Annotated in this window: 19 protein-coding genes and 1 riboswitch; of the genes, 12 read left to right on the top strand and 7 right to left on the bottom strand. The window is 45.8% G+C overall.

Going from position 1 to position 24,718, the window contains the following annotated elements; translation table 11 throughout:
- Positions 1-4: 4 nt before the first annotated feature.
- On the bottom strand, positions 5-2,359 hold the full coding sequence (gene topA, locus K1Y79_RS06550) for a type I DNA topoisomerase (protein WP_220249197.1): 2,355 nt from the start codon (positions 2,357-2,359) through the stop codon (positions 5-7).
- A 306-nt stretch (positions 2,360-2,665) separates the two neighbouring features.
- Here topA and K1Y79_RS06545 point away from each other — a divergent pair, with 306 nt between their 5' ends.
- The 4 genes from K1Y79_RS06545 to K1Y79_RS06530 all read left to right on the top strand — a co-directional run bounded on the left by K1Y79_RS06545 (position 2,666) and on the right by K1Y79_RS06530 (position 5,616).
- Positions 2,666-3,433, top strand: coding sequence for a Rossmann-like and DUF2520 domain-containing protein (locus K1Y79_RS06545; protein WP_220249196.1), 768 nt, complete (start codon positions 2,666-2,668; stop codon positions 3,431-3,433).
- An 86-nt stretch (positions 3,434-3,519) separates the two neighbouring features.
- Entirely contained in the window at positions 3,520-4,041 is a 522-nt protein-coding gene (locus K1Y79_RS06540) for a KdsC family phosphatase (protein ID WP_220249195.1), read from the top strand.
- 55 nt (positions 4,042-4,096) lie between these two features.
- A complete protein-coding gene (locus tag K1Y79_RS06535) occupies positions 4,097-5,038 on the top strand; it encodes a geranylgeranylglycerol-phosphate geranylgeranyltransferase (RefSeq protein ID WP_220249194.1) in 942 nt (313 codons plus the stop codon).
- Entirely contained in the window at positions 5,038-5,616 is a 579-nt protein-coding gene (locus tag K1Y79_RS06530; RefSeq protein ID WP_220249193.1) for a Maf family protein, read from the top strand. The genes K1Y79_RS06535 and K1Y79_RS06530 overlap by 1 nt, the downstream gene beginning before the upstream one ends.
- Positions 5,617-5,644: 28 nt before the next feature.
- Here K1Y79_RS06530 and K1Y79_RS06525 read toward each other — a convergent pair whose 3' ends face one another.
- A complete protein-coding gene (locus tag K1Y79_RS06525; protein ID WP_220249192.1) occupies positions 5,645-6,007 on the bottom strand; it encodes an iron chaperone in 363 nt (120 codons plus the stop codon).
- 105 nt (positions 6,008-6,112) lie between these two features.
- Between K1Y79_RS06525 and K1Y79_RS06520 the strand changes: the two genes are divergently transcribed.
- Positions 6,113-7,216 carry a TlpA disulfide reductase family protein gene (locus tag K1Y79_RS06520; protein WP_220249191.1) on the top strand — a complete coding sequence of 368 codons (1,104 nt, stop codon included), beginning with the start codon at positions 6,113-6,115 and terminating at the stop codon, positions 7,214-7,216.
- Between the two features lie 152 nt (positions 7,217-7,368).
- On the opposite strand, the gene K1Y79_RS06515 is transcribed toward K1Y79_RS06520, so the two are convergent.
- Both K1Y79_RS06515 and K1Y79_RS06510 read right to left on the bottom strand, forming a co-directional pair.
- Positions 7,369-8,565, bottom strand: coding sequence for a homoserine dehydrogenase (locus K1Y79_RS06515; protein ID WP_220249190.1), 1,197 nt, complete (start codon positions 8,563-8,565; stop codon positions 7,369-7,371).
- 165 nt (positions 8,566-8,730) lie between these two features.
- Positions 8,731-9,909 carry a trans-sulfuration enzyme family protein gene (locus tag K1Y79_RS06510; RefSeq protein ID WP_220249189.1) on the bottom strand — a complete coding sequence of 393 codons (1,179 nt, stop codon included), beginning with the start codon at positions 9,907-9,909 and terminating at the stop codon, positions 8,731-8,733.
- 157 nt (positions 9,910-10,066) lie between these two features.
- Positions 10,067-10,187: riboswitch (SAM riboswitch) on the bottom strand.
- Positions 10,188-10,330: 143 nt separating this feature from the next.
- On the opposite strand from K1Y79_RS06510, the gene K1Y79_RS06505 reads away from it, so the two are divergent.
- The 6 genes from K1Y79_RS06505 (at position 10,331) to K1Y79_RS06480 (ending at position 19,704) form a co-directional block, all read left to right on the top strand.
- On the top strand, positions 10,331-11,641 hold the full coding sequence (locus K1Y79_RS06505) for a DUF2851 family protein (RefSeq protein WP_220249188.1): 1,311 nt from the start codon (positions 10,331-10,333) through the stop codon (positions 11,639-11,641).
- 193 nt (positions 11,642-11,834) lie between these two features.
- On the top strand, positions 11,835-12,683 hold the full coding sequence (locus K1Y79_RS06500; RefSeq protein WP_220249187.1) for a hypothetical protein: 849 nt from the start codon (positions 11,835-11,837) through the stop codon (positions 12,681-12,683).
- Positions 12,684-12,724: 41 nt separating this feature from the next.
- Entirely contained in the window at positions 12,725-13,639 is a 915-nt protein-coding gene (gene lipA / locus K1Y79_RS06495) for a lipoyl synthase (RefSeq protein ID WP_220249186.1), read from the top strand.
- A gap of 327 nt (positions 13,640-13,966) precedes the next feature.
- On the top strand, positions 13,967-15,298 hold the full coding sequence (locus K1Y79_RS06490) for a TolC family protein (RefSeq protein WP_220249185.1): 1,332 nt from the start codon (positions 13,967-13,969) through the stop codon (positions 15,296-15,298).
- A 56-nt stretch (positions 15,299-15,354) separates the two neighbouring features.
- A complete protein-coding gene (locus tag K1Y79_RS06485) occupies positions 15,355-16,494 on the top strand; it encodes an efflux RND transporter periplasmic adaptor subunit (protein ID WP_220249184.1) in 1,140 nt (379 codons plus the stop codon).
- 36 nt (positions 16,495-16,530) lie between these two features.
- Complete coding sequence (locus K1Y79_RS06480; protein ID WP_220249183.1) at positions 16,531-19,704, top strand: efflux RND transporter permease subunit; 3,174 nt, start codon at positions 16,531-16,533, stop codon at positions 19,702-19,704.
- Between the two features lie 83 nt (positions 19,705-19,787).
- Here the strand turns inward: K1Y79_RS06480 and K1Y79_RS06475 are convergent, their stop codons facing one another.
- Both K1Y79_RS06475 and K1Y79_RS06470 read right to left on the bottom strand, forming a co-directional pair.
- Positions 19,788-20,192 carry an MDR/zinc-dependent alcohol dehydrogenase-like family protein gene (locus K1Y79_RS06475; protein ID WP_220249182.1) on the bottom strand — a complete coding sequence of 135 codons (405 nt, stop codon included), beginning with the start codon at positions 20,190-20,192 and terminating at the stop codon, positions 19,788-19,790.
- A gap of 196 nt (positions 20,193-20,388) precedes the next feature.
- Positions 20,389-23,067, bottom strand: a complete 2,679-nt coding sequence (locus K1Y79_RS06470; protein ID WP_220249181.1) for an AsmA family protein — start codon at positions 23,065-23,067, stop codon at positions 20,389-20,391.
- Between the two features lie 107 nt (positions 23,068-23,174).
- On the opposite strand from K1Y79_RS06470, the gene K1Y79_RS06465 reads away from it, so the two are divergent.
- The gene (locus K1Y79_RS06465) at positions 23,175-23,768 is read left to right on the top strand and encodes a TrmH family RNA methyltransferase (RefSeq protein WP_220249180.1); all 594 of its coding nucleotides are present in this window, start codon (positions 23,175-23,177) and stop codon (positions 23,766-23,768) included.
- 15 nt (positions 23,769-23,783) lie between these two features.
- Here the strand turns inward: K1Y79_RS06465 and K1Y79_RS06460 are convergent, their stop codons facing one another.
- Positions 23,784-24,683, bottom strand: coding sequence for an NmrA family NAD(P)-binding protein (locus K1Y79_RS06460; RefSeq protein ID WP_220249179.1), 900 nt, complete (start codon positions 24,681-24,683; stop codon positions 23,784-23,786).
- Between the last annotated feature and the right edge of the window lie 35 nt (positions 24,684-24,718).

The following is a 24,718-nucleotide window of genomic DNA, read 5'->3' as shown; positions in this document are numbered from 1 at the left end:
CCACTTATTCCGCCTTTTTCTTTCTTGGAGGCGCTTTTTTCTTTGGAGGATTGGCCTTCACATCTTCAATGATAGCTTTGGCTTCTTCCAGCGTTATATCAGCGGCGGTGTCAATTTTTTCTTTCGGTATCTTATAGTTCCTGAGTCCTTGTTTTATATACGGTCCGTATGGGCCTTTCAGTATCTGGATCTTCTCTTTTTCAAAGATTTTTATAGTACGTTCGTCTTTAGCAGCTCTTTTTTCCACAATCAGCGGGGCTATTTCATCTAACTCTACTGTGTATGGGTCCATTTCTTTTTTAAGAGAATAGAACTTTTTATCATGTGCTGCGTAAGGGCCAAATCGTCCTATGTTCACCAGTACATCCTGATCTTCAAACTGTCCGAGGTTACGGGGAAGTCTGAACAATTCCATTGCTTCATCCAAAGTAATGGTTTCGATACTTTGAGTAGACTTCATTTTAGCGAACTTCGGTTTCTCTTCATCTTCTGCTTTACCGATCTGGATCATAGGACCATAGCGGCCCATGCGGGCTACGATTGGTTTACCGGATTCGGCATCAGTTCCCAGGAGACGTTCACCTTTAACTCTTTCCGCATTTTCAAGTGTGTTTTCCACATCTTTATGGAAAGGCGTATAGAAGTCGTTCAGCATTTTGTTCCAGATCTTCTTACCGTGGGCTACTTCGTCAAACTCGCCTTCGATTTTGGCGGTGAAGCCGTAGTCCATTACTGAGCTGAAGTACTGGTTCAGGAAATCGGTTACGATCATACCCAGATCTGTCGGAAACAGTTTGGATTTTTCGGCACCGGTATTTTCGGTTTCAGTTACTTTAGAAATTTTATCAGCTTTCAGGCTTAGTATCCGGAAGTCTCTTTTCACACCTTCTTTATCACGTTTCTCTACATAACCACGTTTCTGAACGGTGGTGATGGTAGGAGCGTAAGTAGAGGGACGGCCAATGCCCAGTTCTTCCAGTTTCTTAACCAGACTTGCTTCCGTATAACGGGGAGCAGGGCGGGTATAGCGTTCTGTTGCCTTCATTTCTTTCAGGTCAAGGACCTGTTTAACAGCCAGGGGTGGTAAAGAGCCATCTGAATCTTCTTCATCACCTTCATCTTCATCATCTTTACCTTCCATATATACTTTCAGGAAGCCGTCAAATTTCAACACTTCACCACTGGCAGTCAGCTCTTCGTGATTAGTGGAGATATCTATTTTAGCGATCGTCTTTTCCAGTTCTGCATCACTCATCTGGCTGGCGATGGTACGTTTCCAGATCAGCTCATACAGCTTTTTGCTGTCACTGTCATCGACAGTTGCATTTTCCATGTAGGTAGGACGGATGGCTTCGTGCGCTTCCTGTGCTGATTCGTTCTTGTTTTTAAACTTACGGTGCTGATGATATTTCTGGCCGTAGTTTGTGGTAATCGCGTTCTGGATGTCCGCAAGCGCTGTATCAGACAGGTTTACGGAGTCAGTACGCATATATGTGATCTTACCGCTTTCGTACAGTTTCTGAGCAAGCAGCATTGTTTTGGAAACGCTATAACCCAGTTTACGGCTGGCTTCCTGCTGAAGCGTAGATGTAGTAAAGGGAGCCGCAGGTGATTTTTTACCTGGCTTTACCTGGATGTCTTTCACAGCATAAGCAGCACCAACGCACTGTTGCAGGAATTTTTCCGCATCTTCAGCCGTTTTGAAACGAGTCGGTCCTTCAGCCTTAAAAGTAATATTCTTGCCCTGAAGATCTTTAGCAGTAAAGAAAGCTTCTACTTTAAAACTGCTGACAGCATTAAATGTATTGATTTCACGTTCACGCTCAACGATAAGTCTTACGGCAACAGATTGCACACGGCCGGCGGATAATGAATTACGCATGCTCATCTTACGCCAGAGCACCGGCGATAATTCAAAACCAACAATTCTGTCAAGAATACGTCTGGCCTGCTGGGCATTGACCAGGTTCATATCTAATAGGCGGGGTTGTTGTACGGCTCTTTCTATGGCAGGCTTAGTGATTTCGTGGAATACAATACGTTTGGTGACATCAGGATCAAGACCTAATACTTCACACAAATGCCATGATATGGCTTCCCCTTCACGGTCCTCATCCGTCGCTAACCAAACTTCGTCAGTGTCTTTTGCAAGTTTCTTTAATTCTTTAACAATCTTCTCTTTATCCTCAGGTATAGTATACTTCGGTTTAAAGTTGTTGGCGATGTCGATACCCATATCATCCTTCTCCAGATCACGAATGTGACCGAAGCAGGATTTCACTTCGAAGTCCTTGCCCAGTATCTTTTCTATTGTCTTGGCTTTCGCCGGAGACTCAACTATTACTAGATTTTTTGCCATGAATGCCGTCTTTATGAGCTACTAGATACGTAAAATTTCGTATAAAAAATACAAATACGAATTTTGCAAGTATATAAAAGTAGCTTGAGAATAAAAAATAAGACTCTTTTAATGCATTGAAGATAAATGTAATATTTTTGATAAAATCATTAAAAATGAATCAATAACAGTTTAATAGTTAAATTGCTGGATAGCTGCGTAGCTAAAAGGGGCGTAGCCTTGCCATATAAAGATATGAGTGCGATACCTCCGCATTGCTGTTAATGTAACCGGTACACCATAATATATTATTTAACCTTACACCGAATGGATATAGTAATTATTGGCGCAGGAAATGTGGCGCATTGTTTTGGTCATTTATTGAAACTACATGGTCACCAGATCTTACAGGTGATCAGCCGTAGTAAGGAACATGCTGTAGAACTGGCGGAAGCATTACATTCCACAGGTACCAATGATCTCCTTGATATTAACATGGAGGCCGATGTTTACCTGATGGCTGTCAGCGACGCTGCCCTGCCGGAATTGAATGACGAGTTAAGACTGGGTAAACGTTTTGTTGTGCATACTGCGGGCGCTGTACCGTTGGATGCTATCAAAAAGATTTCGATTAATACCGGTGTAATGTACCCATTACAATCTCTCCGTAAAGAAGTGAAGAACTTCCCACCCATCCCTTTATTGCTGGAAGGATCTAATGAAGAAGTGATGCGCAGACTGCGGTCGGTTGCCCAGAGCGTAAGCCCTGATATCAGAGAGGTTAACTCCCAGCAACGCCTACAGCTACACCTGGCTGCAGTGCTGTGTAATAACTTTACTAATCACCTCATGGCCCGGGCAAAACAGTATTGCGAAAGCGCCGGTCTTGATTTTACTTTGCTGCAACCTATTATTAAGGAGACTTTTGACCGCCTGGAAAAATTCCCACCGGAGTCAGTACAGACAGGTCCGGCGGTTCGCAAAGATGAAATAACCATGTCCCGTCACCGTGAATTAGTGGCGGATGACGAATACCTGAAGCTCATCTACCAGGTAATGTCAGACAGTATCTATGACTTTCACAAAAGCCGATAAGGGCAGACAGCAAAAACTATAGTACTTTTGAGCAATCAGGAATGAAGAACAGCGATTCTTCATTCCTGATGCCTAATTGATATATCATGAACATATTGTCACTCTTTAAACCTGTTTCCACTTTTGTATTTGATGTAGATGGTGTACTGACAGACGGTTCCGTACAACTGCTACCTAATGGCGAACAATCCCGGAGGATGAACATCCGTGATGGTTATGCCTTGCAACTGGCTGTTAGAAAAGGGTATCGTGTAGTCATTATCTCCGGTGGAAAATCTGAGAGTGTAGTCAGCCGCCTGCAGGGGCTGGGAATAAAAGATATATATATGGGGGTATTGGATAAGCAGGAAAAACTGCAGGACTATGCCTTCGAGAATGAGCTGAAATGGGAAGAGATCCTGTTTATGGGGGATGATATTCCTGATTACCGGCCCATGCAACTGGTTGGTTTACCAGTTTGTCCTGCTGATGCGGCCCCTGAGATTAAAGGCATCTGCCGGTATATATCGCCGGTCAACGGCGGACATGGCTGCGTACGCGAGGTAATCGAAAAAGTACTCAAGCTGAATGACCACTGGATGATGGATGAGGAGGTTGCCAGCAAATAACAGCTGCGACCATATTATATATAACCGGAATTATTTTTACCGCAATTATTAAATTATGAAATTGCTGACTGCCTTCCTCAGGCTGATCCGATATCCGAATCTGATATATATAGCCCTGACACAATTCCTGTTACAGTACTGCGTAGTTACGCCGATACTGACATTTAACGGAGAAGCCCCCTCCTTGTCCTGGCTATCTTTCTGCCTGCTGTCATTATCCACAATACTGATAGCTGCGGCAGGTAATATTATTAATGACTACTTCGACATCAATATAGACATCATCAACAAACCCGAGAAGATGGTGCTTGATAAGATCATTAACCGCCGGTGGGCAATGGCGTGGCACACCATATTTAATATGGCCGGCGTGTCTCTCGGTTTCATAGTTGCCTGGCGCATTGGGGTGATTTATCTTGGATTTACCCAGGTAATCTGCTCACTTATACTCTGGTTTTACTCTACCTCTTTCAAACGCCAGGTATTGATCGGTAATGTACTGATCTCTCTACTGACCGCCCTGGCGGTAGTGGTAGTGGGCTTTTATGAAAAGCAGATCTATGAAAGCTTTGAAGCAATTTTATCTCCTGTAGGCCGTCAACTGATACAGGTAATCGGTGTATATGCCCTGTTTGCTTTTGTTATTTCGCTGATCCGCGAGATAGTGAAAGACCTGGAAGATATGCTGGGTGACAGTAAAGATGGTTGCCGTACTATTCCCATCGTATGGGGAGTCAATCCGGCTAAACAGATCTGTTATGCATTGATGCTGGCATTGCTGGTACTGATATTCGTGGTACAGATCCGGATCGCCTTTATCGGATGGTGGTCTGCCATCATTTACCTGGCCCTGCTGGTACAGGCACCTGTGTTTTATATTTACAGTTTACTAAGGAAGGCGCACCTCCCGGAACATTATCACAAGGTAAGTTCGCTGGTGAAATGGCTGATGCTGACCGGAATCTTATCAATGATCTTCTTTAAAATACTACTCTGATGTATACCGGACAACATGTAATATTAGCTTCCCAGTCTCCCCGCAGAAAGCAATTGCTGGAGCAGGCAGGTATTCCATTCGAGGTAAAAGTGGTGGATACCGCTGAGACATTTCCTGCGGATATGGCCATTCCCGAAATTCCTGTATACATTGCCCGGCAGAAATCAGCCGCAGTTGCGGCCCTCTGTAACGCAGATGATATCATCATTACCGCTGATACGGTCGTAGTACTTGATGATACCATTATCGGAAAACCGAAAGACCGTGAAGATGCTATCAGGATACTGTCAGCGCTCGGCGGACGTATACACCGTGTTATTACAGGTGTAGTGATTACAGCGAAGGGAACAGAAACAGCCTTTTCAAAAGAAACGGAAGTACATTTCAAATCACTGACTACAGAACAGATCACTTATTATGTGGACGCTTACAAACCATACGACAAAGCTGGCGCATACGCTATCCAGGAATGGATCGGCGCAGTAGGCATTGATCGTATCAACGGCTGCTTTTATAATGTGATGGGGTTGCCCGTGAGTAATGTAGTAGAAGCCCTTGAGGCAATCAACAAGAAATAATGACAGGAGTAAGATGGCGATTGTCGTCTTACTTTTTCTTCTCTTCCTGCATCCTTTTAATCCTGTACTTCACGATACGCGTAATCAGATCCAGCGGCATAGGCTGGTCTAAAGGAAATTGTACAGACCCTTTCCCTTGCTTATATACAGATAGATCGTTTTCAAATTCAGCTATACCTGTTGGGGTAGGGTAGAAGCCTATGTGCTGTTTGAAGGCGGCAAAATGTACCAGGTTGCCGTTAAGTACAAAGGTCGGAATGGCATACTTAATATCTTCGGTCGCTTCCGGCGCTGCTTTATGAATAGTAGCACGCACTTGTTGCAGCAAGACCTGTACATGTTCAGGGAAGTCTGCAATATAAGAATCGATATCCGGGGCGGTGTTTTTCATGGCGGCGGTATTTATTTACAAATATATACAACAAAGACGCTAAGATTTAGAGGGGAAATGCCTTTCTATTGTTATACCCGATTAACATTAAAATACATTTTCACCATGAACATTGTTCTGAAAAGAAGTTTGCTGGCCCTGAGTTTGTTACTTCCTGCCCTGTTAAATGCCCAGAAAAATAACTTTCGCCTCACCGGCGAGTTTAAAAATACCCTGCCACAAGCGAAGGTATACTTTGCACTTGTGCTTGAAAATGACAGTCTTGCGCTGGATTCGACTGAGATGATCAATGGCCGCTTTGTGATAGAAGGAAAAGTAGACAATCCTACAGAAGCGCTGCTGGCAATTACGAAGACACCCGATGGAAAAGCGTATGATAAAGGTCGCCTGTTTATTGAGCCCGGAGATATTTTGATTAAAAGTGATGGTCCCTTGGCTGAAGCCATTTTCCCGGGATCAAAGATCAATGATGAATACAAAGCGATGAAAGCCGATGCGGCGATCATTGAAAGAGTAATGGATAGTATAAATGCACATTACTCAAGCGAGGAGGTAAGGCAGCAGGTATATGTGCAGCTGCGTGACCAGGAGAATCAGCAGGCCGCCGCATTTATTGGTCAGTATCCGGAGTCTTACTTCAGCCTGTCGGCGCTAGAGCATCTGCTCACTCAGCGCGTGTTGACACCGGCGCAGGGAGAGTCGTTATTCGGTAAGCTGGCCAATAACTATAAAAATACCAAAAAGGCAAAAAAGCTGGAAGCATATATCGGGAAAGGGAAGCGGGTAGCATTGGGTGTTGCCGCGCCAGACTTTACTTCTCATGATGCAAACGGTAATCAGGTTACACTGTCGGCTTTCAAAGGGAAATATGTGTTGCTGGAGTTCTGGGCTTCCTGGTGTAAGCCTTGCAGAGCTGAAAGTCCGTATCTGATAGCGGCTTACAACAAATATAAGAATGCCAATTTTACTATACTCAGTGTTTCACTGGATGCGGAAGGAGATAAAGAGGCGTGGCTGAAGGCCATTGAAAAAGATGGTACCAGCGCATGGACGCATGTTTCATCACTGAAACGTTTTCAGGATAATGCGGCCAAACTCTATATGGTACCCTACATCCCATATAATGTACTCATTGATCCATCCGGCAAGATCATCGCAAAAGAATTACGTGGCGAAGCGCTTGCTGCCACGTTGGAAAAAATATTATAAGCAATTACCTATGTCCTATTTATCCCGATGCTAACCGTTTAAACCTGAGCGCCTGGTCTTTCAATGATCAGGCGTCTCTTTTTATGACAAAAAAGAAGCGCCCGGCATACACCGGGCGCTTACTTGCTAATATATGGCTGATTAAACGATGACTAGCGGGAATGATCTTCACCCAGTACCAACAGATTTACATCTTTATTTTTTAACCAGTCTGCATCTTTCAGCTTCTGCAGATTGATCACGCCTACCACATAGCTGTAGGTGGAAGATTCGTACTTCTCAGAGATGTTATAGAAGTCTGTCAGGTGTACCTGTGATGCATTGCTGTAACGCAGGTATATCTTCAGCTGTACATCATTTGTAAATGCAGGCTGATTGGACTGTTTGATCTTTTTATATTCATAACGGTAGTTGTACAGCAAAGCAGAAATATCTGACAATACTGCGCTACCTGTAGCGGTACCACCTGCGCCTTTACCTACAAAGAACTGTTTGTCAGTGAAAGCACTTTCCAGCAGTACGCCGTTATATTCATTATAAACATCGTACAGCAGATTATGTTCACGGATCAGGTGAGGCAATACATATGCATTTACATGCCCGTTCTGCCTGCGGCAGTTACCTATCAGTTTAATAGTGCAGTTACGTTGTTTGGCAAACTGTATATCGAAATCGTTCAGGTGATGGATGCCGAAGTTGAATACTTCTTCTGGCTTCACGAATGTACCGAAGGCGTGCAGCAGCAGGATAACGATCTTGAATTTCGGATCATAACCTTCGATATCAAGCGTAGGATCAGTTTCTGCGAAACCTTTGTCCTGAGCCTGTTTTAAGGCAGTCTCAAAGCTCCAGTTTTCTTCAAATATTTTGGTAAGGATGTAGTTGGTAGATCCGTTACAGATACCTTCTACAGCATTCAGCAGATCATTATCATAGTATTCTTCCAGGTTGCGGATGATAGGAATACTTGCACAGCTGGATGCCTCATAAAGGAAAGGCACTTTGTTTTCTACTTGCAGCTGATACAGTGCAGGCAGGTTTTCTGCGATCATGCGTTTGCTGGCGCTTACAACGGCTTTACCATTGCGCAGGGCAGTGCTTACTATTTCAAATGCAGCGTCAGTTTCATTGATCAGCTCAACTACCACGTCAATGGTGGGGTCATTGAGAATTTCATTTTTGTCGGTAGTGAAATAACTGGCGTCAATAGGACGCGGCTTGTTTGGATCTTTGATACATATCTTTTTGATACGGGCATTGATACCTTTAGTCCTGTTCAGTACCTCGTATAACCCTTGTCCCACACAACCAAATCCGAAAATACCTAAATTGATGATCTTGTTTTCCATGTTGTATACTTAGTGCTTATACTTTCCTTTTAAATGCAGCTGGTTGATAAAATGGTGCTGCTTTATGATGAAAAATGTTGTAAGAATATATTGTCCCTGCGGGTGCAGACAGTAGTCTGATAAAAGCAGTTATGCTGTTATATAACCTGCTTTTAAAAGAAATTGTTACTGTAGTACCGTCATTGTTTTTCCTGCGGGCAGATTGAGTTTATCCAGCGCCTGTTTGAGATCATTAATGAGGTCTTCTGCATCTTCAATACCTACAGATAACCGGATGCAGGAGTCCTGCAGGCCTGTCTTCTTGCGGAAATCTTCAGGGATGTTGCGGTGTGTCATGGTGGCAGGATGATCCAGCATGCTTTTTACACCACCAAAGCTTTCAGCGAGTTTGAACAGTTTCGTTGCATTGACTACGCGGATAGCATTTTTAATATTGTCATTCTTCAGGGAGAAGCTGACCAGCGCACCGTATTGCTTTTGCTGTTTGCGGGCGATGTGATGATTTTTATGTGTACTGAGTCCGGGGTAATACACTTTATCCACGGCAGGATGTGCAGACAGCCAGGTAGCGATGGCCATTGCATTGCTGCATTGTTTGTCCAGGCGGAGGCACAATGTTTCTATACCGCGGATAGTGAGCCATGCTTCAAACGGACTGAGAATACTACCGGAAATGTTCTGGTTAAAGCGTAGCTGATCTGCCAGTGTTTTTGAATTGACTACTACCAGACCTGCAATAACGTCTGTATGTCCTGCAAGGTATTTGGTGGCACTGTGAATAACGATGTCAGCGCCCAGTGGCATAGGTTGCTGGATCAGTGGTGTACAGAGCGTATTATCAACTACCAGCAGTACATTATGTTGTTTGGCTATCTTGCTGATAGATTTGATATCAGAGATGCGCAGGGTAGGGTTGGTAGGAGATTCCAGCCAGATCATCCTGGTGTTTGGAGTGATGGCTGCCAGTACTTTATCTGTATTGCTGGTATCAACAAAATTGGCTTTGATACCAAAGCGTTCAAACATGTGCTGGAACATCTGGAAGATACCGCCATAGGTGTCTTCAACAGCCATAATTTCATCTCCGGTTTTGAGTAGTTTCATAACAGCATCAATTGCTGCCATGCCGCTGGCGAAGGCGAAGCCTGCATGTCCTTCTTCCAGACCGCAGATCAGATTTTCCAATACTTTACGGGTAGGATTATTGGCACGGGAAAACTCGAAGCCTTTGTTAATCCCGGGAGACTCCTGTACGAAAGTGGAGGTCTGGTAGATAGGAACAGAGATAGCGCCTGTTAACTCATCCACCGGGATACTATGCAATAATTGAGTCGAAATTTTCAATCTTCAAAGTAATTATACTGTTATTTAAACCCTGTTTGGCACACGCACAATCAGACATTCATTCAAGCAGATAACTACCAGAACGGGCATAAAAAAAGCCCTTCCGTTGTTGGAAGAGCCTTCAAGTATTTTATTACAGTGAATATCAATCTCTGCCAACTTATCTTCCCTCGGTCATATGTATAACCGGGGCCGGAATTAGCACCTTTCCCTGTATCGCTACAGGTTGGTTGCTAAGGCATCGCAGGGCCAAGTCCCTCCGCCTTTCTGGATAAGTCATGTGTAAGAACTGGGTGCAAAGTTAAGGGTACTTTCATCAAATTTCCAAATAGCAATTTTTTAAATTTTTTGGACGTCTCTTTATTTTCACTAATTTGATAGATCGAGTCAGACGATTATTGTTTCTGTTAACCAACCAATTATGACCATTGCACCTGTTGATCCGCTGATGTCAGAGGACCTGTTCCAGCACATCTGGCAATTTCGCCTTTTCACCCAATCAGGACTGACCACACTTGAAGGCGAGCATGTACAAATTGATTATCCCGGGCGACTGAACCGGCATGCCGGACCAGATTTTACCGGCGCACGTATCCGCATAGGCCGTACCCTATGGGTGGGAAATGTTGAATTACATCTGAAAACGTCTGATTGGTTCCGGCATGGACATCAGCACAATCTGCAATACCGGAATGTGGTACTGCATATTGTCTTTGAGCATGATATGGATGTGACACATACCCAGGGCATTCCTGTATTGGAACTGCGCCATTGTATTCCTAAGTTGCTGTTGCACCGGTATGAATGGTTACGGCAATCTGCTGCTTTCATTCCCTGCGCCGGTTCTGTCAGAGAAGTTCCTTCCCTGGTATGGACCGGCTGGAAAGACCGGCTGCTCATAGAGCGGCTGGAGCAAAGAGCAGCCATGTTTCATACCTGGCTGGTACAGACGCAGGCAGACTGGGACGAAGTATGTTACAGGGCGCTGGCCAGGGGGTTAGGATTGCCGGTGAACGGGGAGCTGTTTCTGGAACTGGCTATGTCTTTGCCGTATAAGTTGCTGCTGCGCCATCAGCAGGATATGGTGCGGCTGGAGGCATTGTTGTTTGGACAAGCCGGCATGTTAACAAACAGCCCAAGAAATATAGCGCCGGATCATTATATGCAGCGCCTGCAGGAAGAATATGCCTACCTGCGGCATAAGTATAAGCTGACCCCACTGGAAGGGCAGCGGTGGAAGTGGCTGCGGATGCGGCCAGCTTCCTTTCCTTCAGTAAGGATAGCTACAATGGCAGCACTGCTACATCAGCATAACCGGTTGTTTTCCAGTATACTGGAAGCTCCTGATGTGAATAGCCTGGAACGACTGCTGGCGGTGCAACCGGCAGATTACTGGCATACTCACTACCGGCTGGGAGTACCAGTGGCGCGTACCCGGCTGCCGGGAAGACGTGCAGTACATGCTATGCTGATCAACATTGTACTGCCATTATTATATATGTATGGCAGGGAGAAAAAGGATAGTCTGCGGCAGGAGCAGGCGATTAGTTTTTTAGGGCAGCTGCCACCGGAAGACAATCACCTGATACATGGTTGGGAAGCCATTGGTATTCCCTCGGGATCAGCAGGAGAGACACAGGCTTTGCTGCAGTTAAAACAGGGGTACTGTGAGCAGAAGCGGTGCCTGGAATGTGCGGTGGGAGCACGTTTATTAAGAAGCGGAATAGCATAACACTGGATCCTGTAACCATTTTGACATCCACGCGTTATATATACATGGGCGTGGGTTTACAAACTAAAACAAATTTACACATGAAAGAAAAAACGTGTAGGTTTGTAACAGCAGGCATACCAATATAGTGCCCCTTGCGTTTATATAGCATAGCCGGGAGGCTATACTCCCTTAACAAAACAAATCTACACAGGTGAAAAGACTATACTTATCCTTGCTTTTAGTGGCCATGGCGGGTGGTTTGTATGCCCAGAGTTCCAATACAAACGCTCCTTCAAAAAGGGAACAACGGGAGGAACGCAAGCTGAAGCGGATTTCATTGTTCAAGCAGCTGGAAGAAGGAGAGAACCTGTATCAGCGTGAATTTTCTTTAGGTGGCCGTATCAATACGGACGGCTGGGGCGGTTTTTTTGAACTGGGCTGGAGAAAAAGCAGAACGAAAGTGACCTATGCACAGTTTGAGTTTGGTGAAAAGAAGAATCCGAAAGAGGATAAAAAGCCAGGTGCGTTGAAAGATGTTGATGCATATGGTTTTATCTATTCTGAGAAGCCTTATATCTTCGGTAAGCAGAATAATTTCTACCAGGTGAAGGTTGGTGTTGGTCAGCAGCGGCTGATAGGGGGCAAGGGCAATAAAAATGGTGTACTTGTAAATGCCATTTATTATGGTGGTATTTCTGCCGGTCTCCAGAAACCTTACTATCTGAATATAGTAGACCCTAACACGGAAAGGGGTGTCCAGGTCAAATATGGCCAGGATCCATTATATGATCAGGCATTTATGGACAGGTCTTCCATTATCGGAGGGGCTGGTTTTGGTAAGGGCTGGGGAGAAGTCAGCTTTAACCCCGGAGTACATGCCAAAACGGGTCTTCGCTTTGACTGGGCGCGATTTAATGAAGTAGTAAGCGCCCTGGAAGTGGGTGTAAATGCAGAGTATTACACGAAAGATGTGAAGATTATGGTCGATCAGGACGGTAAGAAATTTTTCTTTAATGCCTACATCGCTGTGCAGTTTGGAAAGCGTTGGGACAAGAAATAGTTCAGAAGTATTAAATTTGTATCCTAAAGAAAGGATCAGCGATGGAAGAAACACCGATCACAACCGCAACGCCATGCAGCACAGCGCCTGCTGCCCCAAGGACTAAAAAGCCTGACTGGCTGAGGGTTAAGTTGCCAATAGGAGAGAACTACAAGCAGGTCCGCAACCTGGTTGATACGCATAAATTACATACAATCTGCGAGAGCGGTAACTGCCCTAATATGGGAGAATGCTGGGGAGCCGGCACCGCGACTTTTATGATACTCGGAAATGTCTGCACCCGTAGCTGCGGATTCTGTGCGGTTGCTACCGGCAGGCCCGACGCTGTAGACTGGGATGAACCTCAGCGTGTTGCAGAGGCAATCTACCTGATGAAGGTAAAACATGCCGTAATTACCTCCGTAGACAGAGATGAATTAAAAGATGGTGGTTCCATTATCTGGGCCAATACCATTAAAGCAGTCAGGTCGCTCAATCCTGACACTACTATGGAAACGCTTATCCCTGATTTCAGAGGTCAGTGGGAAAACCTGCAGCGCATCATTGAGGTAGCGCCTGAGGTGGTTTCTCATAACCTGGAAACAGTGGAACGCCTGACCAAACAGGTACGTATCCAGGCAAAATATCACCGTAGCCTGGAAGTGATCCGCCGTCTGAAAGACGGAGGTATGCGTACCAAGAGCGGTATTATGCTCGGCCTTGGCGAAACGAAAGAGGAAGTGGTACAGGCCATGCAGGACCTGTATGACAATGGATGTGACGTGGTGACACTCGGACAATATCTCCAACCTACTCCAAAACATCTACCGGTTGTCCGTTTTGTACATCCAGACGAGTTCGCAGAATTGCGTGAAATAGGATATAACATGGGTCTTGATTATGTAGAAGCAGGACCACTGGTAAGATCCTCCTACCATGCAGAAAAACATATTCACAGTGGACGTACCGCGAAGTAATTTAAACTGTTGTTTAAATTTACATCAGTGGTAACATGTTTCTAATTGCGAGTCATTATCTTTGCCGTGCAATCGCGGGAACGAGGTTAGCTACAGCTCCCTATGGGAGCTGACTTGCCACCTTTTATATGTTCGGCATTTATCCCTACAATTGTATCTACCGTTAACGACCTGAACCTACCTGTTTGCAGTTTGTGCATAATGCTAAACTGTGCCTGTCTGTTTTGCTGAAGATCACATTAGCATTTTATTGATTAATATATAATGGACAAAATCGTCGTTGTCCACCGATTGGTGTAAAGAAGATTCTGATTGTCAAAACCTTTTATGAAAAGAGTATTTTATCTGACCGCCGTACTTAGTGCCGTGCTGTTTAACGCACCGACTTATGCGCAACAGGTCTCCGATTCATTGCTTCCTCAGGCTACCCTGCAGGCTTGCATTCAGTATGCACTTACCCACCAGCCTGTTGTAAAACAGGCCCAACTGGATCAGGACATCACTGAATACACCATTAAGGGTCAGCTGGCGGATTGGTACCCACAACTTGGGTTAGATTACAGCTTAAACCATTATCTGAAGATTCCAACTTCCTTTTTTAATGGTAACTATGTACAGCTGGGTGTGGAAAACTCCTCCTCCGCCCTGTTTCAATTAAACCAGAACCTGTTTACCCGCGATCTGCTGCTGGCTGGCAGAACATCCCGCGATGTACGTAAACAGGCCAGGCAGAATACAGAAAGCTATCGTATAGATGTGGTAGCCAATGTAACCAAGGCTTATTATGGTATATTGCTTACCCAGCGCCAGATAGATGTGCTGGATGAAGACGTTATCCGCCTGGAACGTAGCCTGAAAGACGCTTATAACCAGTACCAGGGTGGTATTGTGGATAAGACGGACTATAAAAGGGCTACTATCTCTCTCAACAATACCCGTGCACAGCGTAAAAACGCAACGGAACAGCTGAAAGCAAATGAAGCTTCTCTTCGTCAGCTGATGGGCTACCCGGTAAGCGGTCCGCTGCCACTGGTGTATGACACCGTACAGATGGCGCAGAACGTACAGCTGGATACGACTATCACCGTTACTTATAATAACAGGATAGAAATGCAGTTGCTGGAAACACAGAAAACTCTGCTGGATGCACAGCTGAAATATAATAAGTGGAGCTTCCTGCCTACTGTATCAGCATTCGCTAACTACAACTTCAACTACCTGAATCCGGAGTTTGCCAAGTTGTATAGCAACAATCTGCCCAGCTCACAGGTAGGACTGAAAATTTCAGTACCTATTTTCCAGGGCTCTAAACGTATCTATAACATCCGTCAGGCAGAACTGCAGATTAAACGTAACGACCTGGATATAGAAAACATGCGCAACCAGATCAATACGGAATACACCCAGGCAATGGCTACTTACAAGGGTAACCTGAACCAGTATTATGTGATGAAGGAGAACGTGGACCTGGCCCAGGAAGTGTATTCGCTGATTGAAATGCAGTACAGGGAAGGTATCAAAACATACCTGGAAGTGATCACTGCACAGACAGATCTGCGCTCAGCACAGCTTAACTATTATAATTCTATGTACACTGTACTGTCCAGCAAAGTGGACCTGCAACGTGCATTAGGTACTATATCAACTAACAACTACTAATAAGGTAACTGATCAGGTCTGTACAGCCTGATCATTGAAAGGACAAATATTTTCAGATGAAAACAAAGCAACACATTCTCCTCATTGGCGCTACAGGCTTATTTTACCTGGCTTCCTGTAAAGGCCCGGAACAGAAAGCAGGTATGGTCATGCCTCCTACTCCGGTAAGCGTTGTGCCAGCAGTTACTGGTTCAGCTATTTACTACGATAAATATCCCGCAACTGTGGTAGCACTGGAACAAGTGGAACTGCGTGCGCAGGTGTCAGGATATATTACCGGCATTTTCTTCAAGGAAGGTGAAGTGGTACAGAAAGGAAAACCGCTCTATGAAATAGACCGTCGTAAGTATGAAGCTGCCTACCGACAGGCACAGGCCAGCATTGCACAGGCCAAAGCGAACCTTACGAAATCACAGAAAGATGCAGATCGTTATCATAAACTGGCAGAACAGGACGCTGTTGCCCGTCAGCTGGTTGACAATGCAGATGCTGCCCTGGATGTAAGCCGTAGCCAACTGGCTGCTGCTGAAGCATCTTTAATGGCCGCGCGTACTGACCTCGACTACTCTATCATCAATGCGCCATTTACCGGCCGTATTGGTATCTCTCAGGTAAAACTGGGCGCACAGGTAAGCGCTGGTACCACATTGCTGAATACCATCTCTTCAGAAAACCCGATCGCTGTTGACTTTGTGGTGAATGAAAACGATATCCCACGCTTCTCTGCATTGCAGGATAAAAAGTTAGCCCCGGGCGATTCTACTTTCCGCCTGCAGTTGCCTAGCGGACAGGCTTATTCTGAGCCAGGCCGTCTGACAGTTATTGACCGTGGTGTGGATAACCTGACAGCTACCATTAAAGTGCGTATTGCTTTCAGCAATCCTAAGAATGAACTGAAACAAGGTATGAGCGCTGTGATGAATGTACTGAACGACCAGTCAGGCGAACGCGTAATCATCCCTTACAAATCAGTAGTAGAGCAGATGGGTGAATTTTTCGTATTCGTTGCAAAAGACTCTGTTGCAGAACAACGTAAAGTGCATCTGGGACCTCGTCTGAGAGATCGCATCGTCGTGATGGATGGTGTACAGGAAGGCGATCTGGTAGTATCAGAAGGATTACAGCGTCTGCGCGACGGTGGTAAAATTGATACCAGCACAGTGAAGAAAGCGCCGCCTGCCGCAGCTAAGAAATAGATAACAGTTAGAGTTTGAATCAATAGAAGAAGAAACATGATTGCAAATACTTTTATACGCAGACCGGTTACCGCAATAGTTATATCTGTTGTACTGGTACTGGTAGGGTTGCTGGCGATGACAAACCTGCCCATCGGCCAGTATCCGGAAATTTCGCCCCCCACTGTACAGGTGACCGGTACCTATATCGGCGCTGATGCACAGACGGTGGAGCAGACCACAGCCACCCCCGTGGAAGTACAGGTGAACGGTACACCTGGCATGACCTACATGACCAGTAATAGTACCAACAGTGGTGCAATGAGCTTAACCGTCAACTTTGAAGTAGGTACTGACATCAATATCGCCGCACTGGACGTACAGAACCGTGTAGGTATTGCACAGCCAACCCTGCCTCAGGAGGTTCAACGTCTTGGTCTTACAGTAAGAAAACGTAACCCCAGCATCCTCATGCTGGTTGCCTTATATTCTCCGAATGGTACACATGATGTAACATTCCTGGATAACTATACCAACGTATACATCAAAGACGCCTTGCTCCGTGCAAAAGGGGTGGGTGATATCTTCACCCGTGCTGACGACTTTAGTATGCGTGTGTGGCTGAAACCTGACAAGCTGGCCCAGATGGGTGTTACAGCAGAAGAGGTAAGAGCCGCTATCACAGAACAGAATGCACAGATCTCTGCGGGTACCGTTGGTGCACCACCACAAAAAGTAGGGCAAACATATGAGTATACCATTTTCGTGAAAGGCCGTCTCGTTACGGCAGAAGAATTTGGTAACATCATTATCAAAACCCGCCCTGATGATGGCGCTGTTGTGTACCTGAAAGACGTTGCCCGCGTACAGCTGGGTAAGTTCAGTTACAGCAATAACTCCTTTGTAGATGGTAAGAGGGCTTCCTACCTGCTGGTATACCAGGCACCAGGTAGTAATGCGATCGAAACTGCCGAAGCAGTAACCGAAACAATGGAGCAGCTGAAGAAAACCTTCCCGAAAGACGTAGCCTATGTGGTGCCGTTTGAATCGGTGTCTGTAATCGAAGTGTCTATACATGAAGTGGTGGAAACACTGCTCGAAGCACTGGTACTGGTGGTGATCGTAGTGTTCCTCTTCCTGCAAAGCTGGAGAGCAACCGTTATTCCTGTACTGGCAATTCCGGTGTCAATTATTGCAACGTTCATCTTCTTTATACCACTCGGATTTACCATCAATACGCTGACCCTGTTCGGTTTCGTACTGGCCATTGGTATAGTGGTGGATGATGCTATCGTGGTAGTGGAGGCCGTCCAGCATAATATGGACCACGAGCAGATGTCGCCAAAAGACGCTACCTATGCCGCGATGAAAGAGATCTCTGGACCGGTAATCGCTATCGCATTGATCCTGGCAGCTGTATTCGTACCAGTAGGTTTTATTCCTGGTATCGTAGGTCGTCTGTATCAGCAGTTTGCGATCACTATCGCCATCTCTGTACTGATCTCCGCATTTGTGGCATTGTCCCTGACACCGGCACTGTGTATCCTGATCCTGCGTCCTATGCACCTGGATCAGAACTCAAAAGGTCTGAACAAGTTATTCTACAAATTCAATATCTGGTTTGGTCACGTAACCAGCCGTTATTCACTGGGTGTGAAGAAAAGCATCCGCTGGTCGCGTTATGTGCTGATCATCCTGCTTTGTATGATGGTTGGTACATTGTTATTGTTCAGAGGTAAACCTACCGGCTTTATTCCGACAGAAGACGACGGTCGTGTGTTTGTGACATTTGACCTGCCGGAATCTTCTTCCACTGAACGTACCGTAGCTGTAATGACTGAGATGATGCATACGCTGGATAGCGTGAAAGCAATTGGTCACTATGCAGCATTGGGTGGCTTGAACGTAGTAAGTTTTGCCACCAAATCTAACAGTGGTACTATCTTCTGTCAGCTGAAACCGTGGGATCAGCGTAAGGATAAGGCACAGCAGATATTTGGTGTAGTAGCAGAGTTACAGGCGAAATTGTCCAGATTTAAAGAAGCCAATGTGGTGGTAATTCCGCCTCCGGCAATTCCAGGTCTGGGTTCTACTGCAGGTTTCTCCTTCATTCTTCAGCAGAAGAGTGGTGGTGGCGACATCAAGGAATTTGAAGGCGTACTCCAGAAGTTCACAATGGCCATCAACCAGCGTAAAGAAATATCCAGAGGATTCTCCTTCTTTACTGCGCGTACCCCTGGTTATCAGCTGGAAATAGATCGTGAGAAAGCGAAGAAAATGGGTGTGCAGATCTCTTCCATTGCTGCTGCCTTACAGACTTACCTGGGTAGTGCCTATGTCAATGACTTCACCGTATACGGCCGTAACTTCCGTGTGGTAACACAGGCGGATTCTGCCTATCGTGGCGATATCAAGGACCTGGCGCAGTATTATGTGAAAAACTCATCCGGTAATATGGTACCACTGAGTGCGCTGACTACCTACAAAATAACAGAAAGCGCTCCGGTTATTTCCCATTATAACCTGTTCCGCTCTGCCGAGATCAATGGTAGCCCTGCTCCCGGCTTTAGTAGTGGCGACGCTATCAAGGCACTGGAAGAAGTGGCTGCAGAGGTACTGCCTGAAGGTTACGGATACGAATTTTCCGGTTTGAGCCGTGAGGAGATATTGTCAGGTTCTAAGACGGTTTACATCTTTGCCCTGTCTATTATTTTCGTATTCCTCTTCCTGGCTGCCCTGTATGAAAGCTGGTCAGTACCATTCTCCGTACTGCTTGCTGTACCTATTGGTGCATTCGGTGCGATCGTAACGTTGACCTTCCTGCCAAACCTGACCAATAACGTATACGCTCAGATCGGTCTGATAACGCTGATCGGTTTGTCTGCGAAGAATGCGATCCTGATCGTAGAGTTCGCAAAAGAACGTGTGGACAGAGGTATGGAAGTGGTAACTGCGACCGTGGAGGCTGCCAAGCTGCGTTTACGGCCTATCATCATGACTTCCCTGGCGTTCCTGCTGGGTATCCTGCCGCTGGTATTGGCAAGCGGCGCGGGTGCAGAGTCTCGTAAAACGATGGGTTGGACTGTATTAGGCGGTATGTTCACTGCTACCTTCCTGGCTATCTTTATCGTACCGGTACTGTACGTGGTAATTACCCGTCTGGCCTATGGTAAAGAGAAACTGAAGCAGATGCAGGACAATTATAAAGACATGCAGCATAACAACTTATAAACGGAAATCATTGCAACTGAAAAAGGCGTCCTGCGATAAGCAGGACGCCTTTTGTATTTCGTAATAAGAAATAGCTGTAGTTACTAAGTCATAAAGAAGAAAATAACAGCGGCTGCCACAGAACCGGCAATCATTACCAGCAGGGATATCAGCAGAATTTTCCACCCTACATGCACCCTCATGGTGTTAGGAGGAGGCTGTACATTCTCAAAGCGTACATCCTGCCTGTCGTACCAGTTGCCACTACCTGGGCGGGCATCCGGTTCCATCGCTATCCGCTGCATAATAGTCGTCTTCAGTTGTGCAGGCGGTAAAGCAGCCTCTCTGAACGCCAGGCGCTCGATGCGGCGTTCTATTTCTTCTTTCTCTGTCTGGATTTCCGGAAAGAATGCCAGATGCATCCGAAATTCCTCTTCTTCTTCAGGAGTTGCGAATCCCAGAAGTACTTTTTCCAGATTTCCATCTGATATGTAACGCTCGTAGTCCATAGTTACATGCGGGTATTTCTCAAGTTAACACATCCTTTGTTACAGGATGGAGAATAAATAATATGCAGTTCTGCGAAGGTGATGAAAAAGTCAGACATATAATTGTCCAATCTAGTGAAATAAGTAAGTTCGCTTAAAAAAATATAGTGAAACCAGTCTTCAGTGATCAGAAAGACTGGTTTCGCCTGTTTATAGCTTAGTTACCTTTCTTTTTAAAGATATTCCCTAAAGTACTTTTTACTGCTTCCTCTGCCTGTTTGCCAGCATTCTGCAAAGGCTGTGCCTTGTTTGCAGACGTATCTTTCTGGCCTGTTATCTGTTTGGTGATCTGGTCTTTCAGTCCGGCTACTGCTTTGTCCTTTACAGCTGTCAGGGAGTCCTTCAGTGCATTTTTCACAGTATCTACCCTGTTTTTAACCAGCTCAGTTGCCTGATTTTTAAGGTTATCCAGGGCACCCGTCGCTGTCTCCTGCAGATCCGTCTTATAGGTAGGCTTCGTGATATTACCGCCCAGCAACACGTTCAGGTGAATACTATCACTGATATTTACAGGTATACCTTTGCTGCTTGCTTTGGAAGCCAGACTGGTAATCAGTGCATCTCCCTGTTTACCAATCACATTGCGGGGAAGGGTCATCTGCAGGGTATAGTCCAGAGACTGGTCAAACCCGTGAGAACCTCCTACCAGCATACTGAAGTTGCTGACGTTTACCTTGAACGGATTCACTTTTACGCGGCCGTTTTCAAAGGCAAAGTAAGTCTTGATATCTTTCACTGAGATATTTTTCAGTTGTGTCACATTCAGGGTAGACGCCAGCTGCTCAATAGGCGCAAACTTCTGCAATGCTCCATCCAGTACCAGCAGGTTACCGTCTCCGGTCAGACTGTTCAGCAAAGGCATCATATCCTGACCAAGTTTACCGGTCAGCGCTAGTTTTGAATTGATCTTACCGTTCAGGAATCTAGCTACCGGCATCAGCGCCTGTACAGTATTGAACGCATTGAACGTCTGTTGTACATCCACATTCTGCACATTATATGACATGTTGATGTCCGGGTTGGTTTTACTGTTTTTAGTGCTGTAGCTTCCGTCCACTTCCATGTTACCCTGCAAAGCGTTTGCTTTGATGTTTTGCATGGATACCGTTTCGTCTTTCAGCAACAGGTTACCCGACAGGTTAGACATATCCAGCTTGTCATAGTGTACTTTGTCTACCTGTGCCGTCAGGGCAAAATTAAGGTTGGCCGGTACTGCAAAAGGTGCACTGGCTGTATCTGCTGGTGTTTCGGCAGCAGCAGTTTCTGTCGTACCCATCCATTTGTTCAGGTTTACTTCGTCTGCTTTTACATTCAGTTTACCATCCAGCGGCTGGTTTTTCAACATGTAAGCCAGCATATTATTCACCTCGCCGTTTGCCTGGAAGTTAGTACCCAGGTATTGCCCGTCGAACTGGGAAACAGTCACATTCCTGGGATTAAACTGCATAGACAGGTTATTCACTTTCACACCTTCCGGATAGTCTTTGCTACGGTATAGCAGGTTGCTGATCAGGATACTGCCCGCTGCATAAAACTTGTCATACGCCTGTTTCTCGATAGCGCTCATATTACCTTTGGCGGTTACGTCGGCATCCACCAGGCCACTCAAAGCAGTACCTTCATCCAGTTTCACGAACTGTGATACTTTTGACAGGTCCAGTTTACCTTTCGCAGCCCCGTCCACATACATGTCAGATACAGGTGTTTTAACCAGCAGGCGTATGTCCAGCGGGGTATTATCCATTTCTGCATGTGCGGCAGGAATGTCTACAATTGTATGGTCAGGTATACCATCTGGATTGTTGATATTCATTTTTACCTGGATATTCTTCACAGGTTTCGGAAGGTCAGGATATTGGAAGAAGCCATCTTTTACGGCAAGGTTTACACCAAACGCCGGCAGTTGGTTGGTACTATAGTTCCCTTTTACATAACCGTCAAAGGCTGCCGTACCAGAGGTCTTGATTTTCTCGAAGTCCTGCATGAATATAGCAGGTACCAGGGAAAGGATGTCTTTAAATTCGATAGCGGGTGCTTTCATGGTCAGGTCCATACCATAGGTACTATCATCCACCAGTTTGAAGAAGCCCTGGAAAGCCAGTTCCAGGTTATTCAGCGTTGCCTTACCTTTCTGGAAAGTATAGGTACTGGTTTTGTTATCCACCTGTATATCTGCGTCCAGCGTTGTTTTGGTACGCACCAGATAGGGAATGAGGCCATAACGGAAGCTCACGCCTGCTGCCTGGGTATTGGTCTGCAAGGTGAACAGGTCCTGGGTGAAGTCGCCTTTGCCCTGGTGGTTCAGTCCTTCGATAAGCAGGCCCATGTCACCCTGTTCATCATCATAACGGATCGTGGCATCTTCAATACTGTACTGCTGCAGGTCCAGGGCAAATTTTGCTGCCGCTGTATCTGCCGGAGTTGCCTGTGCGGTATCCGGTTTGGTGATGTCCCAGTTTACAAGTCCTTGTTTATTGATGATAGCGTGTACGCGGGGAGAAGTGATCGCTACGTTGTAGATATCCATTTTCTCGCCTTTGATCACACTCATAAGGTTCAGTGCGAGATCGATTTTCTTTATTGCAACCAGGGTATCTCCTGCGAACGGAGCCCTGTTTACTACGCTCAGGTCCTCCAGGGCTACCGCCAGCCGGGGGAAGCGTCGTATCAGACTGATATCTACGTCTTTAAAGTCCACGTCAGCTACCAGCTGTTTGTTTAGCTCTGTCTTGACAATTGACATGATCTTACCCTTGAAGAAGTATGGAATGGCAATAGCTGCAATTACCAATACCAGCAAGAAGATCCCTACAAACTTGAGGATTTTTTTGAGCATGTGTTAGATGGATGTTTTTTATTATGTATGAAGGTAGTAAGGAAAAGCGGTATACAAAAGTCCGATTTAAGTTAAATTTGCCGACGAAAATTTATACACACCTGATTATGACGCCAGAACGTAGGGAAAGGTTACTATCCGTATTAAATAAAAGACAGGCGGGGCTCACGGTGGTCCTGGAGAATGTACAGGATCCTCACAATGTATCTGCAGTAATGCGCACCTGCGATGCAGTGGGTATTCAGGAGATCTATGTCATTGATAACAAGAAGCCACGGCAGAAGAAATGGGGGGTCAGAAGTTCTTCCAGCGCTGCCAAGTGGCTCACCGTTCACCAGTTTGCCGACCCTGCGTCCTGCGTAGCGGCATTGCGGGAGAAATATAATAAGATTTACACCACGCACCTAAGCACTGATGCTGTGGGTCTATATAAGCTGGATTTTACCGGTTCTGTTGCATTGGTATTCGGTAACGAACAGGAGGGAGTAAGTGAAGAGATACGGTCGCTCAGTGATGGAAACTTTCTTATTCCGCAGGTAGGAATTATCAAATCCCTGAATATATCCGTTGCCTGTGCGGTGACCATATATGAAGCTTACAGGCAAAGAGAACTGGCAGGACTCTATGACAAAAGAACCCTGCCAGATGCCCAGTTCACTGGTTTGCTGGAAGAATGGGGCTTCCAGGAGGAAGACCTGTAAACCGGACCCTGTTTATCAGGGCGCTTCTACCAGCATGTTCACAAATGTCTTTGCATCTGCAAACTGAATATCACTATAACGTTTATTATCAAGCGGAAACAGTGTTGTGCTGAACATGCTATGCACATACTGCAACTGTTGCCAGGCCGGATATAATTCCTGCTCTCCTTCCGGATGTGCAGCTCTTTCCCGCTGGATCAGTGCACGCAGGTCTTCCAGGCTGCCCTGTCTGATCAGTTCAAAGGGCTGTTCCTTACTCTCTCCGGCAATAGCGGCCAGCTCTTTAGGCGATACCTGAAAACCGGCTATACGAAGTATCCGGGGTGTAGTCGCATCCATCGCAGCAGCGGCAGTAAAGGTGGCTACGTCGTCCATCATGGTAAAGTCAAGCTTTTTATCCTCATCTTCCCAATAGCTTACACTGTTGTTATTCACATCCAGCAGTGGATTGCCACGAAATAATATCTCTGCAAAAGCACCATTTAATATGGATGTTACAGCAATGGGCGATTTGTCCAGTTGTTCGTGGAATTTACGCCTCAGATCGAAGTTCCGGTTCTCACCAGCTGCCTGTTTCGTAAAGTCGCTGGCATAATCAGAAGGAATAAAACGAGGCACACCGGCATTGACTGCTGCTTCCAGCAGCGCTGATTGAACGCCGATGATCACATCTTCCAGGCCATGTACTGCTGATACTACACAATCTACGTCCTGACAGGCAAGTGTCAGTTCGTTGATATTAGACATATCTGTCTGGATCACGCCAATATCGTATTGTTTAAGTTTTCCTATCTTTTCCAGCGGCGTGTTAGGGCGGATCACTACGCGTACATCTGCACCTTCATCCAGCAGTTTACGGAGGATCTTTTCACCCAGATGGCCGGTTGCGCCGGCTAACAGAATTTTTGCGTTCATACTTTCCAGGTTTGAGATAAAGCTACCGCATTATT

The sequence above is a fragment of the Chitinophaga rhizophila genome, assembly GCF_019492185.1.
GTDB lineage: Bacteria > Bacteroidota > Bacteroidia > Chitinophagales > Chitinophagaceae > Chitinophaga > Chitinophaga rhizophila.
This window is presented reverse-complemented; position numbering and strand designations above follow the sequence as displayed.

What these genes read in the sequence shown, in the direction of transcription:
- topA (WP_220249197.1), bottom strand. Translation starts at nt 2,359, where the DNA reads ATGGCAAAAAATCTAGTAATAGTTGAGTCTCCGGCGAAAGCCAAGACA.
- K1Y79_RS06545 (WP_220249196.1), top strand. Translation starts at nt 2,666, where the DNA reads ATGGATATAGTAATTATTGGCGCAGGAAATGTGGCGCATTGTTTTGGT.
- K1Y79_RS06540 (WP_220249195.1), top strand. Translation starts at nt 3,520, where the DNA reads ATGAACATATTGTCACTCTTTAAACCTGTTTCCACTTTTGTATTTGAT.
- K1Y79_RS06535 (WP_220249194.1), top strand. Translation starts at nt 4,097, where the DNA reads ATGAAATTGCTGACTGCCTTCCTCAGGCTGATCCGATATCCGAATCTG.
- K1Y79_RS06530 (WP_220249193.1), top strand. Translation starts at nt 5,038, where the DNA reads ATGTATACCGGACAACATGTAATATTAGCTTCCCAGTCTCCCCGCAGA.
- K1Y79_RS06525 (WP_220249192.1), bottom strand. Translation starts at nt 6,007, where the DNA reads ATGAAAAACACCGCCCCGGATATCGATTCTTATATTGCAGACTTCCCT.
- K1Y79_RS06520 (WP_220249191.1), top strand. Translation starts at nt 6,113, where the DNA reads ATGAACATTGTTCTGAAAAGAAGTTTGCTGGCCCTGAGTTTGTTACTT.
- K1Y79_RS06515 (WP_220249190.1), bottom strand. Translation starts at nt 8,565, where the DNA reads ATGGAAAACAAGATCATCAATTTAGGTATTTTCGGATTTGGTTGTGTG.
- K1Y79_RS06505 (WP_220249188.1), top strand. Translation starts at nt 10,331, where the DNA reads ATGACCATTGCACCTGTTGATCCGCTGATGTCAGAGGACCTGTTCCAG.
- lipA (WP_220249186.1), top strand. Translation starts at nt 12,725, where the DNA reads ATGGAAGAAACACCGATCACAACCGCAACGCCATGCAGCACAGCGCCT.
- K1Y79_RS06490 (WP_220249185.1), top strand. Translation starts at nt 13,967, where the DNA reads ATGAAAAGAGTATTTTATCTGACCGCCGTACTTAGTGCCGTGCTGTTT.
- K1Y79_RS06485 (WP_220249184.1), top strand. Translation starts at nt 15,355, where the DNA reads ATGAAAACAAAGCAACACATTCTCCTCATTGGCGCTACAGGCTTATTT.
- K1Y79_RS06480 (WP_220249183.1), top strand. Translation starts at nt 16,531, where the DNA reads ATGATTGCAAATACTTTTATACGCAGACCGGTTACCGCAATAGTTATA.
- K1Y79_RS06475 (WP_220249182.1), bottom strand. Translation starts at nt 20,192, where the DNA reads ATGGACTACGAGCGTTACATATCAGATGGAAATCTGGAAAAAGTACTT.
- K1Y79_RS06470 (WP_220249181.1), bottom strand. Translation starts at nt 23,067, where the DNA reads ATGCTCAAAAAAATCCTCAAGTTTGTAGGGATCTTCTTGCTGGTATTG.
- K1Y79_RS06465 (WP_220249180.1), top strand. Translation starts at nt 23,175, where the DNA reads ATGACGCCAGAACGTAGGGAAAGGTTACTATCCGTATTAAATAAAAGA.
- K1Y79_RS06460 (WP_220249179.1), bottom strand. Translation starts at nt 24,683, where the DNA reads ATGAACGCAAAAATTCTGTTAGCCGGCGCAACCGGCCATCTGGGTGAA.